General features: G+C 59.6%; 9 protein-coding genes. 3 read left to right on the top strand and 6 right to left on the bottom strand.

Annotated features, from left to right (window positions below; all coding sequences use genetic code 11):
• Positions 1 to 666: 666 nt before the first annotated feature.
• Both VGG64_28590 and VGG64_28585 read left to right on the top strand, forming a co-directional pair.
• Positions 667 to 1,836: a PEP-CTERM sorting domain-containing protein gene (locus tag VGG64_28590; GenBank protein HEY1603593.1), complete on the top strand. Its 1,170-nt coding sequence runs from the start codon at positions 667 to 669 to the stop codon at positions 1,834 to 1,836.
• Between the two features lie 207 nt (positions 1,837 to 2,043).
• The gene (locus tag VGG64_28585) at positions 2,044 to 3,147 is read left to right on the top strand and encodes a mannonate dehydratase (GenBank protein HEY1603592.1); all 1,104 of its coding nucleotides are present in this window, start codon (positions 2,044 to 2,046) and stop codon (positions 3,145 to 3,147) included.
• 246 nt (positions 3,148 to 3,393) lie between these two features.
• Here the strand turns inward: VGG64_28585 and VGG64_28580 are convergent, their stop codons facing one another.
• Positions 3,394 to 5,832, bottom strand: coding sequence for a tetratricopeptide repeat protein (locus tag VGG64_28580; GenBank protein ID HEY1603591.1), 2,439 nt, complete (start codon positions 5,830 to 5,832; stop codon positions 3,394 to 3,396).
• A gap of 268 nt (positions 5,833 to 6,100) precedes the next feature.
• Here VGG64_28580 and VGG64_28575 point away from each other — a divergent pair, with 268 nt between their 5' ends.
• Positions 6,101 to 8,278 (top strand): tetratricopeptide repeat protein, encoded by a 2,178-nt coding sequence (locus tag VGG64_28575; protein HEY1603590.1) that lies wholly within the window; start codon positions 6,101 to 6,103, stop codon positions 8,276 to 8,278.
• Positions 8,279 to 8,404: 126 nt separating this feature from the next.
• Here VGG64_28575 and VGG64_28570 read toward each other — a convergent pair whose 3' ends face one another.
• The 5 genes from VGG64_28570 to VGG64_28550 all read right to left on the bottom strand — a co-directional run bounded on the left by VGG64_28570 (position 8,405) and on the right by VGG64_28550 (position 14,795).
• Positions 8,405 to 9,838 (bottom strand): DUF1501 domain-containing protein, encoded by a 1,434-nt coding sequence (locus tag VGG64_28570; protein HEY1603589.1) that lies wholly within the window; start codon positions 9,836 to 9,838, stop codon positions 8,405 to 8,407.
• A 320-nt stretch (positions 9,839 to 10,158) separates the two neighbouring features.
• Entirely contained in the window at positions 10,159 to 10,602 is a 444-nt protein-coding gene (locus VGG64_28565; protein HEY1603588.1) for an SRPBCC domain-containing protein, read from the bottom strand.
• Positions 10,599 to 11,126 carry a metalloregulator ArsR/SmtB family transcription factor gene (locus VGG64_28560; GenBank protein HEY1603587.1) on the bottom strand — a complete coding sequence of 176 codons (528 nt, stop codon included), beginning with the start codon at positions 11,124 to 11,126 and terminating at the stop codon, positions 10,599 to 10,601. Before VGG64_28560 ends, VGG64_28565 begins: the two co-directional genes overlap by 4 nt.
• An 81-nt stretch (positions 11,127 to 11,207) precedes the next feature.
• Positions 11,208 to 12,833: a hypothetical protein gene (locus tag VGG64_28555; protein HEY1603586.1), complete on the bottom strand. Its 1,626-nt coding sequence runs from the start codon at positions 12,831 to 12,833 to the stop codon at positions 11,208 to 11,210.
• Between the two features lie 288 nt (positions 12,834 to 13,121).
• Positions 13,122 to 14,795 (bottom strand): FAD-binding oxidoreductase, encoded by a 1,674-nt coding sequence (locus tag VGG64_28550; protein HEY1603585.1) that lies wholly within the window; start codon positions 14,793 to 14,795, stop codon positions 13,122 to 13,124.
• Positions 14,796 to 14,881: the final 86 nt, after the last annotated feature.

Here is a 14,881-nt window from a genome sequence, read left to right as displayed (position 1 = left end):
CGACTGCACGGCTGGCAGGCTAAGCGCAAAAGAATCGCCAGGAACTTGCGGCGTCCTCCGGCATCGCGCTCGCTCCCATCGGTTTCACCAGGGATGGCTGGATGGAACTGGCAGCGACGGACTAGTTAAGCTCCGCAATCTTCGAGGCATTGCCGCAGACTGGCGGTGAGACAGCCCGTTTTTTGTCTGCACCGGCTACCGTAAGCAAAAAGTCCTAAGACTCGCACGGTTTTGTGATTCGGCGTGTGCGCGAGAATTAGACTGAAAATCCGTCACAAATCCGACACAGAAAGGGCGATGCAGGCGCAGCCTTATCCCGATTCCACGCGTTTCTGGGACGTTGATTACTGAGACGGCAATTTGCGACAAGCGTCGCCGGGCAAACCGCTGACATTCGGGTGGGCCACAATCCTCCGCGGAAACGAACCATTTTCTGAATGCTGCCGGGCTGAAGCCGTGGGTGAAAGAATGGGCTCGTTGCCGGAAGCAATAATGATGGCCGTAAAAAAGGCGGTGCCCTTTAGTATGATGGGCATCTGCGAGCGGCATGGAATTGCCCCTTTTCCGCCGCACGACGACGTGCTGCGGCACTTTCCTACTCCTCACCCGACCGGCTGTTGAGTTGCTGCTGGCGCCTGGTTCATCACGCATCCGCAGGCGACCAGAATGCGGGCCGCATGGCTTGCAACTGACTTTGGGACGAGCGACAATCTCGTGCGCCGGTCGATCAGTTGTCGAATGTCTTTCTTTCTTACTGGTCCAAACATTAGTTGGGAGGCAGCCCTAATGAACCCCTCAAGAATAGCATTGACTTTCGTAGTCGCCTGCGGTCTGGCGATCACTACTCCGCTGCCTGGCCGGGCCGCCGTGGAGTACACAGTCACGGACCTGGGAACGCTCGCCGGATCGCCAGGCTTTGTACAGTCCGTCGCGAACGGCCTCAGCGATAATGGGCTGGTGACCGGCTATTCTTACGTCGGTAACCAGATGCACGCGTTTGTGTATGACGGCACAATGCACGATCTTGGCCCTGGCACTGGCAACGGAATCAACGATTCTGGTGAAGTGGTTGGCACAGACGGCAGCGGCAACATATTCCTCTATAACGGTACGATGCAGACGATCGGTGTCGGCACCGCCGGGGGAATTAACAATAGCGGCGAAGTCACCGGATCGCTGCAGAACTCCTCCGCATTTGTATACGACGGCACGGTGCACCTTCTGCCGCAGCCGCCAGGTGGAACTTTCGGATTTGGGATCGCCATCAACTCAAGCGGCGCAGTGGCCGGTCAGGCCGTTGTGCCCTCCGCTGTGTTCCAGCATGAATTCGCGCAGATCGCCTATCTGTACGACGGCACCTTGCACGAAGTGGGCACCAATAGCGGGACTCAGGACAACGGCCCGTTCATGAGCATCGCCTTTGCGCTGAATGACCACGGGGATGTCGTCGGGACGGACAGTGCCCTTCCTCAAGGCGGCTTCCTCTATAGCGGAGGCGTAGAACATAACATCGGCGGCATCGTCCCGATGGGCATCAACAACAGTGATCAAGTGGTCGGCACGAACGCCAATCAAGCTCTCATGTACACCAGCGGTGGTGGCATCGTGAATTTGAATACGCTTATCAATCCAGCATCGGGCTGGAACTTGCAATGGGCAACTGCAATCAACAACGTGGGCCAGATCGTCGGCTACGGTACGCTGAACGGCGATCCTCTTGACTCGCGAGCCTTCCTGCTGACACCGGTGCCCGAACCATCGACGCTGATTCTCGGTATCGTCGGCGTGGCTAGTCTGGCGTTCGTCGCGCTGCGGAAGAAGTTTCGGCGAGCCTAACATGCTGTGGCGCTGTAACTAGTATCACCGCAACCCCCGCCCGGTAATTTGGCGTGGCGGGCCTTTTCGTTTCCGCAGCCCCACTTGCCGGTCAGCAGTGCAATCAAGGGGGCCTCGACGCGCGACGCCACGGACCGAATAGATTTGACGACACCCATCCCGTGCCCAAGAATCGCAGATCGGCGGATGTCACACGGGAGACGCACAATGAAGCGACGCAATTTTCTTGGCGGTGTAACGGCGGCCGTTTCGGCAGCGTGGTCGACGAGGGCAATGGCGGACGAGGCCGCCGATGCGCGGACGACGTCCGGCGCAAAAAGCGCGATGCACGTCGGCTGCCAGAACGGGCCGACGACGCCTAAATTGCTCGACTATTTCAAACGGCACGGCGTCGACCACATTTGCGGTTTTCCGCCCGACCCAGGTGCAGGCGGGCATTGGTCGGTCGACGACCTGAAACGTACCAAAGACTTGTGCGAGAAACACGGCGTCTCGCTCGACATGGTAGCGCTGCCGTTTCTCACTTCCAGCCACATCGACCGTGAACGACGGGGGTCAATCATGATGGCCGCCGTCGGGCGGGATCAGGACATCGAAGATATCCAGCGAATGATCGAGGCCTGCGCCGCGGTCGAGATTCCGGCGATCAAATACAATCTGAGTTTGCTCGGGGTTTTGCGAACCGATTCCACGCCGGGCCGGGGAGGCAGTCGCTACAGTACTTGGAAACTGGCCGAGGCCAAAGGCGCCAACCAATTGACACGCGCCGGTCACGTTTCCGCCGACAAGGCCTGGGACCGGATTACGTACTTTCTCGACCGCGTGATCCCCGTGTGCAATCAATACAAGATTCGCGCGGCCTGCCACCCTCACGATCCTGGCACGCCGCCAGCGGGATTTCAGGGCATTGTCAATGTCCTGGGCACCGTCGATGGATTGAAGCGATTCGTCGCGATCCAGGAAAGCCCTTTCCACGGACTGAACTTCTGCGTTGGCACCGTGGCCGAAATGTTGCAAGACCCTCGCAGTGAAATCTGCGGCGTTGTGCGCTATTTCGGTCAGCGCGACAAGATCTTCAATATCCATTTCCGTAACATTCGAGGCCGCCGCGACGATTTCTGCGAGACCTATCCTGACAATGGCGATCTCGACATGCTGGCAGTCGCTCGCACGCTAAACGACGTTGGTTACTCTTACATGCTGATGCCGGACCACATGCCGAGTCATGCCGACGATTCCGACGGATTGCAAGCCTTTGCGTTCGGCTATGGGTATATCAAGGGGTTGTTGCAGGCGATCGCTTCGACGTAGCCGCGGCCATCGATGGCATTCGGTAATGGCCCCTTCCGCGATGCCTGCTGCAATTGCGATAACTTAACCGTTTTCTTGAATTTCGAACAAGCGACCGATTTATGACTCGGCTAACTGGTTTCGAAATAACGGTCATGATGCGAGTGACGTCCACAAAACTCTGGATCCAGTGCCGCAAGGCGTCCGGATTCGACTCCCGGCTCTCGCATGTATCTTGGTGACCGTAGGTTTCATCTCACGCGGCATTCACTTCGGCTCGCGCTGTGTCGCTGTGAGCTTTGCCCGGATTTCGGCCGCTGTTTGTTCCGATTTCGCGGCGTCGGACGGGCGGCCGTTTCGTAGTTGCAACTGCGATAATTTCTCGTAGCTGTCCGCCAAGTTGGCCCATGTTTTGGCCGGCGCAGAATTCTCAGCAGTCAGGCGCCGGAGAATCTCAATGGACTTGAGAAAGGTTCCTTCGGCATCGAGCGATTTCCCCAAATCTTGCTCGAGCAATCCTAAATCGATATAGGTTGCGGCTAGATCCTCTTGGAACCCGCTGTTGGCAGGATGGTCCTTGGCGAGTTTATCGCGTACCGCCGTGGACTGGCGAAAGCTGGCGTCGGCTGCGTCGAGCTGGCCCGCCATCTGTTGCGAAATGGCCAGGTTAGCGTAGCTCCAGCCGAGGTTGAATCGATATCGCTCCTGCGCGGGATCGGCCGCGGCGATTTTCTCCAGCATCTCGACGGCCTGACGTCCCAACGCGATGGCTTCGCCCGGTTGTCCGGCGGCCCGCTGCAAAATGCCCAACTGTGTGAGGATCCAGGCAACCGAATCGGGATAAGGCGCGGACGTCGGATTATCGCGAATCACAGCCTGGCGAATCGGGAGGGCTTGTCGCAGGTTCGCCTCCGAATCGGCCAGTCGTCCAGCCGTCTGTTGCAACAGTGCGAGCCTTTCGTAATCCCCGGCAAGAGCCGAACGATCGTCAACTGAGGCGGGATTCTCTGCGACCAGCAACTGGCGAATCTCGATCGCGGCGCGAAACGAGGCTTCGGCATCAGCCAGCAGTTCGTTGGCAACGCGCATTGCCGCGAGATCCTCGAGCGTCGCCGCTAAGTGCTGCCGAAGATTGTTGTTAGTGGGCTGCTTTTGGACCAGCTGCTGACGAATCTCGATGGCTTTGCCGAACGAGTCTTCGGCCTCGGACAGGCGCGCCAACTTACCCTGCACCATTCCCACATCCACAAAACCTGCGGCGACAAGGTCCTGATACTTGTTCGCCTCGGGGCCATTGCCTGCAAGCCGCTCTCGAAACGCGATCGCCTTATGGAAATGCGCGAGCGCTTCCTCGAATTTGCGCTGGTCGCGACAGACGATGCCGAGATTGTTATGCGCGCGTTGCTGATCTTCACAAACGGCCGGCGCAGCGCTTTTTGGCGAGGCGTTCAGGGCCACGATATCCTCGTCGAGGGTCGTGTTGCTGAGGAAGACGAATGTCCGCTCGCGGGCCAGGACGGCCAACGGTAACAGCAGCGCCGCCACGGCCAGCGCGCGAGGCACGGACGATCGAGGTCCGAATCGGGCCGCAATCTGCACAATCGCCGCGGCCGCGAGTGCCAGTAGCGCAATGCTGGCGTGATATTGGTAATGATCCGCAACGAATGAAAAGCGAAAAGGGTAGACGTCGAAGAAACCCAGCGCGGGAAACAGCACCACGGCAAAAATCAGCGCCGCAGCCAATGGCCCGCGTCCCAACGTGCGCCGCGCCGACCACAGCGCCGCGATCACGCCGGCCGCGGCCACGGGGAATAGATACTGCCACCAAACCTGAGGGTTGATATCCCAGCGCGGATAGTAATAGGCCAAAGGTGCCGGCCAGCACAGCTTGCCGACGTAGAAGAACAGCGCGCGGCCGGCAATCAAGCAACGCTCGACAAACGAGATATGCCACTCTCCGCCTGTCGCACCGACGTACGTTTTCTCCATGTAGACGGTCAGACCTGCCAGCGACAGTCCCACGGCAAAATACGGAGCCAGGTGCAGCCCATCGCGGCGCAGCAGGCGGCCCCGCTTCCACCAAAGAATCAAAAGTAGCACCGGCGGCAGACTGACGGTAACCGTTTTGCTTAACAGCGCAGCGACGTACAGTCCGAATGCCAGCCAATACCACCCCCAGCGAGTTCCGCCGCGCGTGTCGGTCGCCCGCGCGTCCGTGGACAAATCCGTTGCGGCATATTGTCCATACGCCAGCAGCGACCCAAGGGCGAAAACGCATGATAAAAGGTTCTTGCGTTCCGCCACCCAAGCGACCGTTTCCACCTCGACCGGATGCACGACGAACATGGCGGCAGCCAGCCACGCGCCGGGTACCGCCAGACGGACGAGCAACCGCCATACGAGCAGTGACGCACCCGCGTGCAACAGCAGGTTCACGGCGTGATAACCCGCCGGGTTAAGCCGCCAGAGGTGATACTCCAACCAGAAGCTGCTATGCACCAACGGATAGTACTGCTCGGTGGTTCCTAATGTGAACCAAATGTCATAAAGCCCCCCCGCCGAACGCAGCGACACGTTCTCTTTGACGTACACGCCGTCATCAGTGACGAAACCGTTGGCGAGCGTTGGCCCATAGACGATGGCCGTTAACAGAACCAGAGCTGCCGCGGACGCCCAAGAGGTTCGCGTAGATGTACTTGGTTTCAACGGTTCCGCCGATGAAGACTGGTGGAGATGTTTCAACGTTGGCTCGCGCCACAGGCCAGGATCGAAATAGCCGCATTCTTTGGGAAGCCATTACCGCGGCTGAACCGTTGCGGTCCTTCTCGTACAATGAGGCCGAGCGCGCTGTCAGTCGTGGTTCCATGTTAACCTAGACTTGACATTATCAAGGACCGGCCACCGTAAATGGAAGCTGTGCAGAGGTTTTGCGGGGCCTTGATCCCGTCCGCGCATCGAGTCCCGGTAGCAAGCCATGAAGCGACCCAAAACCGTTCCCAAGCCGCGATCGCCTGCGCCGTCGCCGTCGGCGCAGGTGTTGTGGCTGTGGGGGGGCGGATTGGTGCTGCTGGTCGGCATCGTCTATTGGCCGACGCTCGCCAACGGCTTTATTTGGGATGACGACGAGCACATCGAACACAACCAGACCCTGTCGTCCACGGTAGGACTGCGCGACATCTGGTTCAAAACGGGTGCTGTGCCGCAGTATTATCCGCTGACGCACAGCATTTTTTGGATCGAGCATCGCTGCTGGGGCCTCGACCCGCGCGGCTACCACCTTGTGAACTTGCTGCTGCACGCCGCGAGCACGGTACTCGTGTGGCGGCTGCTGGTTTGGCTTGCCGCGCCCGGCGCGTGGATGGCGGCCGCGATTTTCGCCGTACATCCGGTGTGCGTCGAAAGCGTAGCGTGGGTCACGGAGCTTAAGAATGTCTTGTCCTGCGCGCTGGCGCTAGGGTCGATGTTGGCGTACTTGCGGTTTTCTCCGGCCGACGTCGATCCTGCTTTCGATCATAACAGCGATCATGACGGCGGCATGGCCGCGCTCCGCCGCGCTGCGTGGCGTTACTACGGCCTATCGTTTGTGTTGTTCGTGGCCGCGGTGCTTAGCAAAACAGTTGTCGCCAGTGTGCCGGCTGTGTTATTGGTGATTTATTGGTGGCAGCGAGGCCGAGTGTCAGCGCGCGAGTTCGCGCGGATGGCGCCGTTTTTTGCCTTCGGATTGGCGCTGTCGGTGATCACGATTTGGATGGAAAGAACACACGTTGGCGCCAGCGGCCAAGAATGGGACTTGGCGCCACCGGACCGTGTCTTGATCGCGGGGCGCGCCTTATGGTTCTACGCCGGCAAGCTTGCCTGGCCACACCCGCTGATATTCTTTTATCCGCGCTGGGCGATCGACGCGTACGATCCGTGGCAGTATCTCTATCCCCTGGCGGCGATGCTCACGGTGATCGGCCTGTGGTGCGTGCGAGCACGGATTGGTCGCGGCCCGCTGGCCGCCGTGCTGATCTTCGCGGGCGTGCTTGTGCCCGCCTTGGGTTTTATCAACGTTTATCCGTTTCGCTATTCATTCGTGGCCGACCATTTTCAGTATCACGCCAGCATTGCGCTCGTGTCGTTGGCGGCGGCGGGGCTGGCATTGTTCCTCGAGCGGCGCGCGCAAGTCGCGGCGTGGGCCATTCCTTTAGTCGGCCTGGGCGTGCTGATTCCCCTGGCTGCGATCGCGCGGGATAGGACGTACGCTTACCGAGATATCGTGACGCTGCACGAAAACACGCTGGCCTTGAATCCGACCGCGTGGAACGCGCCATTGAACCTGGGCGATCGATTGTATAACGACGGAAACTTCGCGGCGGCGGCCGAACAGTATCTCAGGGCAACGCGCATTGTGGAGGAGCTGGTCCGCGCGCATCGTCATGAAGCGCATCAGGACAATAATCTCGCGGCGTGCTACGTGTCCGTCGGCTTGGCGCTTTACAAAGACCGCCGTTGGGATGATGCCAATGCGTATTTTGAGAAGGCCAGGGCGATTCGAGAGCGGCTGGTTCGCGAATATCCCAATGCCGGTGAGTTCCACGATGGCCTGGCTTGGTGTTACGCCAACATGGCGCTAAACAATCTCGAGGCGGGCCGGCCGGCGGCCGCCGAAGTTCCCTACCGCAAGGCCATCGAAATTCGCGAGCTGCGCGCGCAAGCTCTTCCAGCGAAAGATTCCGACCGTCATCAACTTGCCTTTAATTACACAGGCCTAGGCATGGCCTTACGGGACAGCGGGCGCCCCGCCGACGGTGAGCGTTGGTTAGACAAAGCCATCCTCGAGCGCGAGCAGCTTGTTGAAGAGGCCCCCGCAAACGCGACTTATCGAGAGGCGCTCGGTTGGTGCTACGGCGAGCTTGCCGCGACGCAACAGGCGGGTGGTAAGCTTGCCGACGCCGAGAGCACCTACGACAAAACAATCGATCTGCGGCGTCAACTGGCGATCGAGCATCCTCACAACGAGCGATATCGGCAACAATTGGCCGCGAGTTATGATGGGCTGGCAACACTGCTACGGACGGTGCAGCGTCAGGATGAAGCTCAGGAAGCACTCGATCAAGCGGCCGGGTTACGCGGGGGGCGATCGCTGCCGAAGAATGCGCCGCCGCGATAAGCTGAAATCAAGCGGCACCGCTAATTGCACGCCCGCGACGGTGCCGCTTGCGCCCGCGCGACATTAATGCAGGTGTGGCCTGCAGTGGCCGGTCTAAAACAGCAGCCGGGTTAAAAAAACAGCCGGTTAAAAAAGCTCAGTCAGGGGCCAGCCGCTGTCCATGAGGTGGAACGGACGGCCCTCGCGATCCTGCGCCATCAGATCGTCGACGCCGAGTGAATGAAATACCGTGTGGGCAATGTGCTCGGCGCCGACGGGTTTCTCGCGCGGGAATTCGGCCAGTTTGTCGCTCGCGCCAAATACCTGTCCGCCACGAATGCCGCCGCCGGCCAACAGCACCGACATACAGTGCGTCCAATGGTCGCGTCCCGCGCCACTGTTGCCGCCCGACCGCGGATCGCCCACGCGTGGTTTGCGGCCCATTTCGCTAGAGACGATGACCAGAGTTTCTTCCAGCATGCCGCGCTGGTGCAAATCGTCAAGCAAGGCCGCGTAGGGGCGGTCGAATTCGGGCAGGAGGCGATCTTTCAGGCAATTGAAGTTGTTACCGTGCGTATCCCAACCGCCGCCACTCTTGCAGAGCGTGTCGAGTTCTTTGTCCCCTTTCCAAAACACAGTGACAAAGGGCACGCCTACTTCGACGAGCCGACGAGCCAACAGCATCGACGTCGAATTGATACCCGGCCCGTACTTATCGCGTACCGCTTGGGGTTCGGCCTGCAGGTCGAAGGCAGCTTTGGTATTGCCAGACGTGAGCAGCGAGAAGGCCTTGAGCTGTTGCTTGCGGTAGTCGGCCACGGCGCCTGATTGCTCGGCCACGCGCTGGGCCTGATCGATCGCGGCCAACAGCTGACGGCGCGATGTCATGCGCTCGGGCGAAGCGTCGCCCTGTAACGACAAGGCCGGCACGGTGAAATCCAGCGGGTTCTCGCGTGTCCCGTTAATGAACAATGGGTCGTACTCAATGCCCAGCCGTGCCGAAAACTGGCCAGGCCGCGTGTATTCCGGCGCGCCTTCCTTTTGCGGCAGCGTGATGGCATTAGGAAACTCGCGATGCGGTGGCCGCTTGAAAGCGATCACCGAGGCCATCGAAGGCCAATCGGTTGGGTACGGCGTGCGCGCATTCAAGAGCCGATGAAACGAGGGATCGGGGGCGTGCCCCGTCAGGTTGTAATAGTAGCCCGCATGGTGGTCGCCCGTACCGCGTTGGAAATCGCCCAGCGATCGCACGATCGCCAGGTGGTGAGCCTGCTTGGCCAGGTGCGGCAGGTGTTCGCAAAGCTCGATGCCGGGCGCCGAGGTGGAGACGGGCCGGAACAGCCCACGATAGTCGAGCGGTGCTGCCGGCTTCATGTCCCAGGTGTCGATATGCGATGCCCCGCCGGAAAGCCAAATCATGATCGCCGATTTGGCGATTTTGCGGTTTGCCGGACGAGCCGCCCCCTCGGCACTTCCGGCCGCGGCGAAATTGGCCAGGTTGGCGCCAAAAAAGCCCAGCCCACCGGCCACGAGAAACGTGCGGCGGTCGATCGGAAAATGACCAGCTCGGAATTCGTGCATATCGTGGATCCCGCGCCCGAGAGGGAAAACGCTCGCGCCCATTTTGACTTGTGTTCCAACGCGTGGCAACGGACGTACCTGTTCCGGTGGCTAGGCGCCTCACGCTGTTAGTGGCCAGGTGCGTGTGACCTTTGTCGCAATTTCCATTCGCTGGCGCGGCTGTTCAGAATGCGACTGGACAGCGATTGCCTGAGGGGGGGAACCTCGTCCCGGCAATCGTTCTTTTGGGCGAGGACGAGAAATGACCGAATGCGTTGACACGTGCTCGTATCTCGATTCGGAATTTGAGATTTCAAACGCTTGGCAAATAGGTGCGCGGGTCAGGGCTGCTTACGATGGCGCGGAAATCGATCTGCAAACTGGCTCAAAAGGTGAGCCCAGCCCCGCTCGTGACCTCGTCCGTACTCGTCATCCGGCAGATTTTCGTGACGAAGAGTCATATGAGTGTCCTCCCCCTTTTTTTGAAAGGTTACGGTCACCAGCGATTCGAGACCGCGCGTATGGAGCGACATCCAGGTGTATTGCACCTTCGATGGCCGATCGACGAGGGTGAATCGTCCGTAATGGGGCTTTTGTTCGCCCGCCTCGTTGATAAATAGCCAATAGTACAGGCCGTCTACTTTGGGGTCGAGAATTAGCTTCTCGGCCTCGTTCCAGGGAGTGCCCGGGCACGCGGGATCAAGCCACCCGTCGAACGCCTCGATCGCCGTGGCTGGAATCGTGCGCATGAGTTCCAGCACGATCGTTTTTATCTCTGGTTTCATCGCTTCTTCTTTCTTTTGTCCTTGAAAAATCCCTCGAAGCGGTCCAAATGCTCGCTCCAAAACTGCTCGTATTCATGCACCCATCCGGAAACGAGCCGTAGCGGTTCAGGGCGGAATGAAATGAGCACTTCGCGCCCTTGCTTTTCGCGCGAAATCAACCCCGCACGCTCCAAAAGTTTGAGGTGTTTTGTAATCGCGTTGAGCGACAAATCGAACGGCTTGGCGATATCGGTAAACCGTGCGGGTCCGGCCGCGAGTTGTCCGATGATGGCCCGCCGTGAGGGGTGTGAAATTGCCGTCAGGACATTTGATAGCTGATCCGTACGCAATATTGCCCACCTATCTGTCATCGCACAACAAGTTGTTGGAAGCCGGACATCGGCGGCGTCGCACGCCATTGGGAAAGCCGCCGACAGCCTGATATCGACCCGGCGAGTATTGCAAAAACCGGTTGCCGCACGGTGCGCATCGCCGGGACTTCGTGCCTGTTTGAAATCGACCCAGGTATTCAGGATTTGGACCAACATTACACCATAAGGTGTAATGTTGTGCGCGTCAATTGTTTTCAACCAAGATGACGCACGTCAGATTCGGAAGCGCACGGCCTACCTCGTAAGACCCGAGAGCCAGTGCATGATGTTGAGAGCCATCTGGCGGTTGTCGCAACCGGGCACGTTCATGCCCATTGGAGTCGGTGGGAAACCAGAGACTTGGGCCGAGAGTTCGGCGGCCTCGCCGAGGATGACGACCCGGCCCTGGCCTCGGGTGAAAGCGACCCCCTGCGCTCGTCCCGCGGCAGAAGTGTTCTTTCCCTTCGCCAGGTCCAGCGCGGTATCGGAGAAGATGAGAAACGGAACGCTCCCGGTGGGACCAGACAGCGATTGGCCGGTGAACGTCAGGACGCGGTTCACTCGTTCCGACTCGTTTCGCCCATTGGTGATCGGATGATTGCCTAGCAGATGCTTATCACGCGAGAAGAGCAGACCATCCTCCGTTTCGTTAAGCTGGTCGACGGTAACGCCGGTACTCATGTTCACACCAAGTCGGTTGGCCAGTTGTTGGGCGGCCGAGCCGAATGGATCGTGGTCCGTGATCAGCAGTAGCGAACCGCCCGCCTCGATCCAATCGACGACGGCCTCGCACTCGGCGGCGGTAAACGCCGAATTCCCAGCTGCGGAGTCTCCCATCTCTTTGGCCCCCATCGCGTTGGCGATGACCAGTATGCGGTAACTCGCCAGTCGTGGTGCGGTGAACTCCTCCTGGTTGGCCGTCAGACGATAACCATCATTAGCAACAAGGTCGGCGAAGGCTTTGTAGCGGCCACCGGACGTATGAAAGTTATGATGTGCTTCATCGAAGAGGACCGCCGGGTGCTCCGACACATAGGCGGGCTGGGCTACCTTTACGTCGAAGTTGAGGTCCGCCCGCTGATCCAAAAGGCCCAATTGATCCGCCACGCCCGCGATATCGTCATTCGTGGCAGCGCCTTTGGGCGCCATCTCAAGGAAAAAGCTTTCGACGTCGAGCGGCGTGCCGGTCATCTTTCGAAAGGCGTCGCGTTCTCCTTTGCTCAGAGCATCTTCGATGCCACGCAATGCAGCATCCCGTACGCCGAACAGCTCAAGCCAGTGCTTCTGCTTCGTCAATTGGAATTCATTCGATTCGACAAGCTTTCGGATCTCCTCCTCGGTTAACGAGGGATCACCGTCCTTGAAGGGGAGCGGGATGCGCGCGGCCTGCGCCATTCTTTCGTGCCCCTCCTGGGCAATTCGCTGCGTTGTGGCGATCTGGTCGCCGGACAGCTCAAGTCGCTGGGCAAGGTCGGGTTTCGTAAAGGCGGCAGGCCCCTGCAACTGCAGCTGGATCTGATCGAGTCGTTCGCGCTGGGCGGGCTCCAGGTTGCCAAGCAGTGCTGCTTCCGTTTCGTCTCGGGCAGCCATCACGGCCGCGCGGCGTTTGTCGGGCTCGCCCATTTTGGCGGCCGCGGACATCGTATCTTTAAACTTCTGCTGAATCGCTGCCTGCCGTACTTTCTGCAGGTCGCTATAGTCGAGGGCTTTTTGTACCGTTTCCATGCGCAACAGCGCCATCTGGGGCAGATCCACGTCGTCTCCGGCTACATACCGCATGATCCTAAAAGACGGCTGCGGCGTGCCGTCTGCGATGACCGGAATACACGCGGTGGCAGTCAACAGCCCGACAAGTGTAAAGGCGAAAACCTTGATACGCATGACGAAGGCTCCGGGGCGGCGGTCTTTTACGGGGCGGTGGCAACGGCAGCAGGCGAAATCGTTTAGCGCGTCACGATTCTGTTCGATAACGCCAGGCGTTTATTGTCATGAGCCCACGGGGCATTGTCCAATCCAGGCCGACACTCGATCGCGCATTGCGTGTGGTTGTAGAATTCCATGGAAAATCAAGGCACGGCACGGAACGAATTACTGTGCGTTGTGCGTTCTCCCGTCGCGGCGGGCTTCTGCATATGGCGACGTGGTGTCAGCCGGCATGCCGCACGCACTTCAGGCCTTGTCCGTCCCCCCCAAGAAACCGAAGAACACGCCTTGGGGATCGTACTTGGCGCGCACCGCTTCCAGTCGTTGCCACTTCTCGGTGGAATACGAATTCTGCACGCGCGAGGGATCCTGCACGATGTCGGTCTCGCCGATGTAATGCTGAGCAGTGAAGGGTTTCATCAGCGCGACGATCTCATCCTGCCACTTGCGGTTGGCGGCATCGTCCGCTTCCTTCTCCCAGATGGCCCACGAACCGCCGTACGATGTGGCGTCCATCGATAGTGCCACATCGGCACGAGGCTCGAGCAAATTCCTGGGGCCTGTGCTCTGGCAGAAAACGATCACGGATTTATCCGACGGCGCCTCGACGAATTTGTCGCGCAAGGCCAGCAACATGTCGGAAGGGCTGGCCTTCGAACATTGGTTCTCGCACAGGTTGCGATGATTCTCCGGCCATGTTTCGCCAGAAGCGGCGGCCAGTTGTTCGAAACTGGAAGGGCGGTTGAAGCTTTTGCCGAGCGCCTTCGTCACTATGTCGATCTTTTCCAGCGGCGCGAGTGCCGCCGTGGATTCTTCCCGTGTCATCCCGAAAGCCACCGCCGAGATCATGCACAATTTGCCATTGTGGTCGTGGCAGGCGTTGGCAAGCTCGGTCGGCGCTTTGATCAGAAAGATCGACAGTTCCACTTTGTTGGGCATCTTTCGCCCTGCTGCCACGACCTGGTCGACGGTCTCTTTCAGATCATGCAGCGAAAAATAATAGTTGCTCGTGGCGATGGCCTTGGGCAATGGATAGCACTTCAAATGAAAACGTGTGGCCACGGCAAACATTCCCGGCCCGCATCCTCGGGCTGCCCAAAACAGTTCCTGGTGCTCGGTGGCGCTGGCCTTGATCAGCTTGCCGTCGGCTGTGACGAATTCCACCGCCTCGACGCTCTGGCAGGCAGGTCCCCAATGACTCATGTTCCAAGACATGCCGCCGTTCAAGAGATAGCCGCTCGCCTTAACCGTGGGACAATGACCGATCGGAAAGGCCAAGCCATGTTCGCCCAGACGGCGTGCCAGCTCGCGGTTGCTGATCACCGGCTGGATCACGGCGGTTCGCCCGGTCGGGTCGATCCGGGATTCATTGAGCTCCGAGAGATCGATGGCTATACCGCCCTGGCGCGCGGCCAAGCCGCACCAGCTGTGACCGCCGCCGCGGACCACGACCTTCAGCCCGTTTTCACGCGCGAAATTGACGGCCTGGATAACGTCGTGCTCGTTCTTGACCCGCACGATAGCATCCGGAGAGCGGTCGGGCTTGATCTTGTTCCAAACCAGGGCGCTTCGCACCGCGGCAAAATCAGGGGCGTTCGCAGTGACCACTTCTCCCTTGATGCGACGGCGGAGTGACCCCCAATCGTGCGCGGCCCGAGTTAGCGCCGCGCCGGCAACCGCAGCTGTGTCGGGCAGAACGGCGCCTGCCACGATCAGCGATCCCGCGGTCCCCACGGTAGAAGCGAGAAAGCTTCGGCGCGTGGCATAGTCGGCGCCTTCGTCCGGCGAGCGATCAGGCTTGTTACTTTCGACAGACCGATCGGCTGCAGGGATCGATGGCAAGTCGTTAGCGACAGTCAACGGATCGGTCGAATGCTCGACTGCGTTCAATGTCCGAGCGTCGTGCTCGCGGTCGTTCATGGTGGGCATCCTGTGCATGGTCGAAGGCGCATGAACATAGCCCACCCCGGTCGCTCTGGTACAGCGCAATCTGTGGGGCAACCGCG

The organism is Pirellulales bacterium, from assembly GCA_036490175.1.
GTDB lineage: Bacteria > Planctomycetota > Planctomycetia > Pirellulales > JACPPG01 > JACPPG01.
This window is presented reverse-complemented; position numbering and strand designations above follow the sequence as displayed.

What these genes read in the sequence shown, in the direction of transcription:
- VGG64_28585 (HEY1603592.1), top strand. Translation starts at nt 2,044, where the DNA reads ATGAAGCGACGCAATTTTCTTGGCGGTGTAACGGCGGCCGTTTCGGCA.
- VGG64_28575 (HEY1603590.1), top strand. Translation starts at nt 6,101, where the DNA reads ATGAAGCGACCCAAAACCGTTCCCAAGCCGCGATCGCCTGCGCCGTCG.
- VGG64_28555 (HEY1603586.1), bottom strand. Translation starts at nt 12,833, where the DNA reads ATGCGTATCAAGGTTTTCGCCTTTACACTTGTCGGGCTGTTGACTGCC.
- VGG64_28550 (HEY1603585.1), bottom strand. Translation starts at nt 14,795, where the DNA reads ATGAACGACCGCGAGCACGACGCTCGGACATTGAACGCAGTCGAGCAT.
- VGG64_28570 (HEY1603589.1), bottom strand. Translation starts at nt 9,838, where the DNA reads ATGCACGAATTCCGAGCTGGTCATTTTCCGATCGACCGCCGCACGTTT.
- VGG64_28590 (HEY1603593.1), top strand. Translation starts at nt 667, where the DNA reads ATGCGGGCCGCATGGCTTGCAACTGACTTTGGGACGAGCGACAATCTC.
- VGG64_28565 (HEY1603588.1), bottom strand. Translation starts at nt 10,602, where the DNA reads ATGAAACCAGAGATAAAAACGATCGTGCTGGAACTCATGCGCACGATT.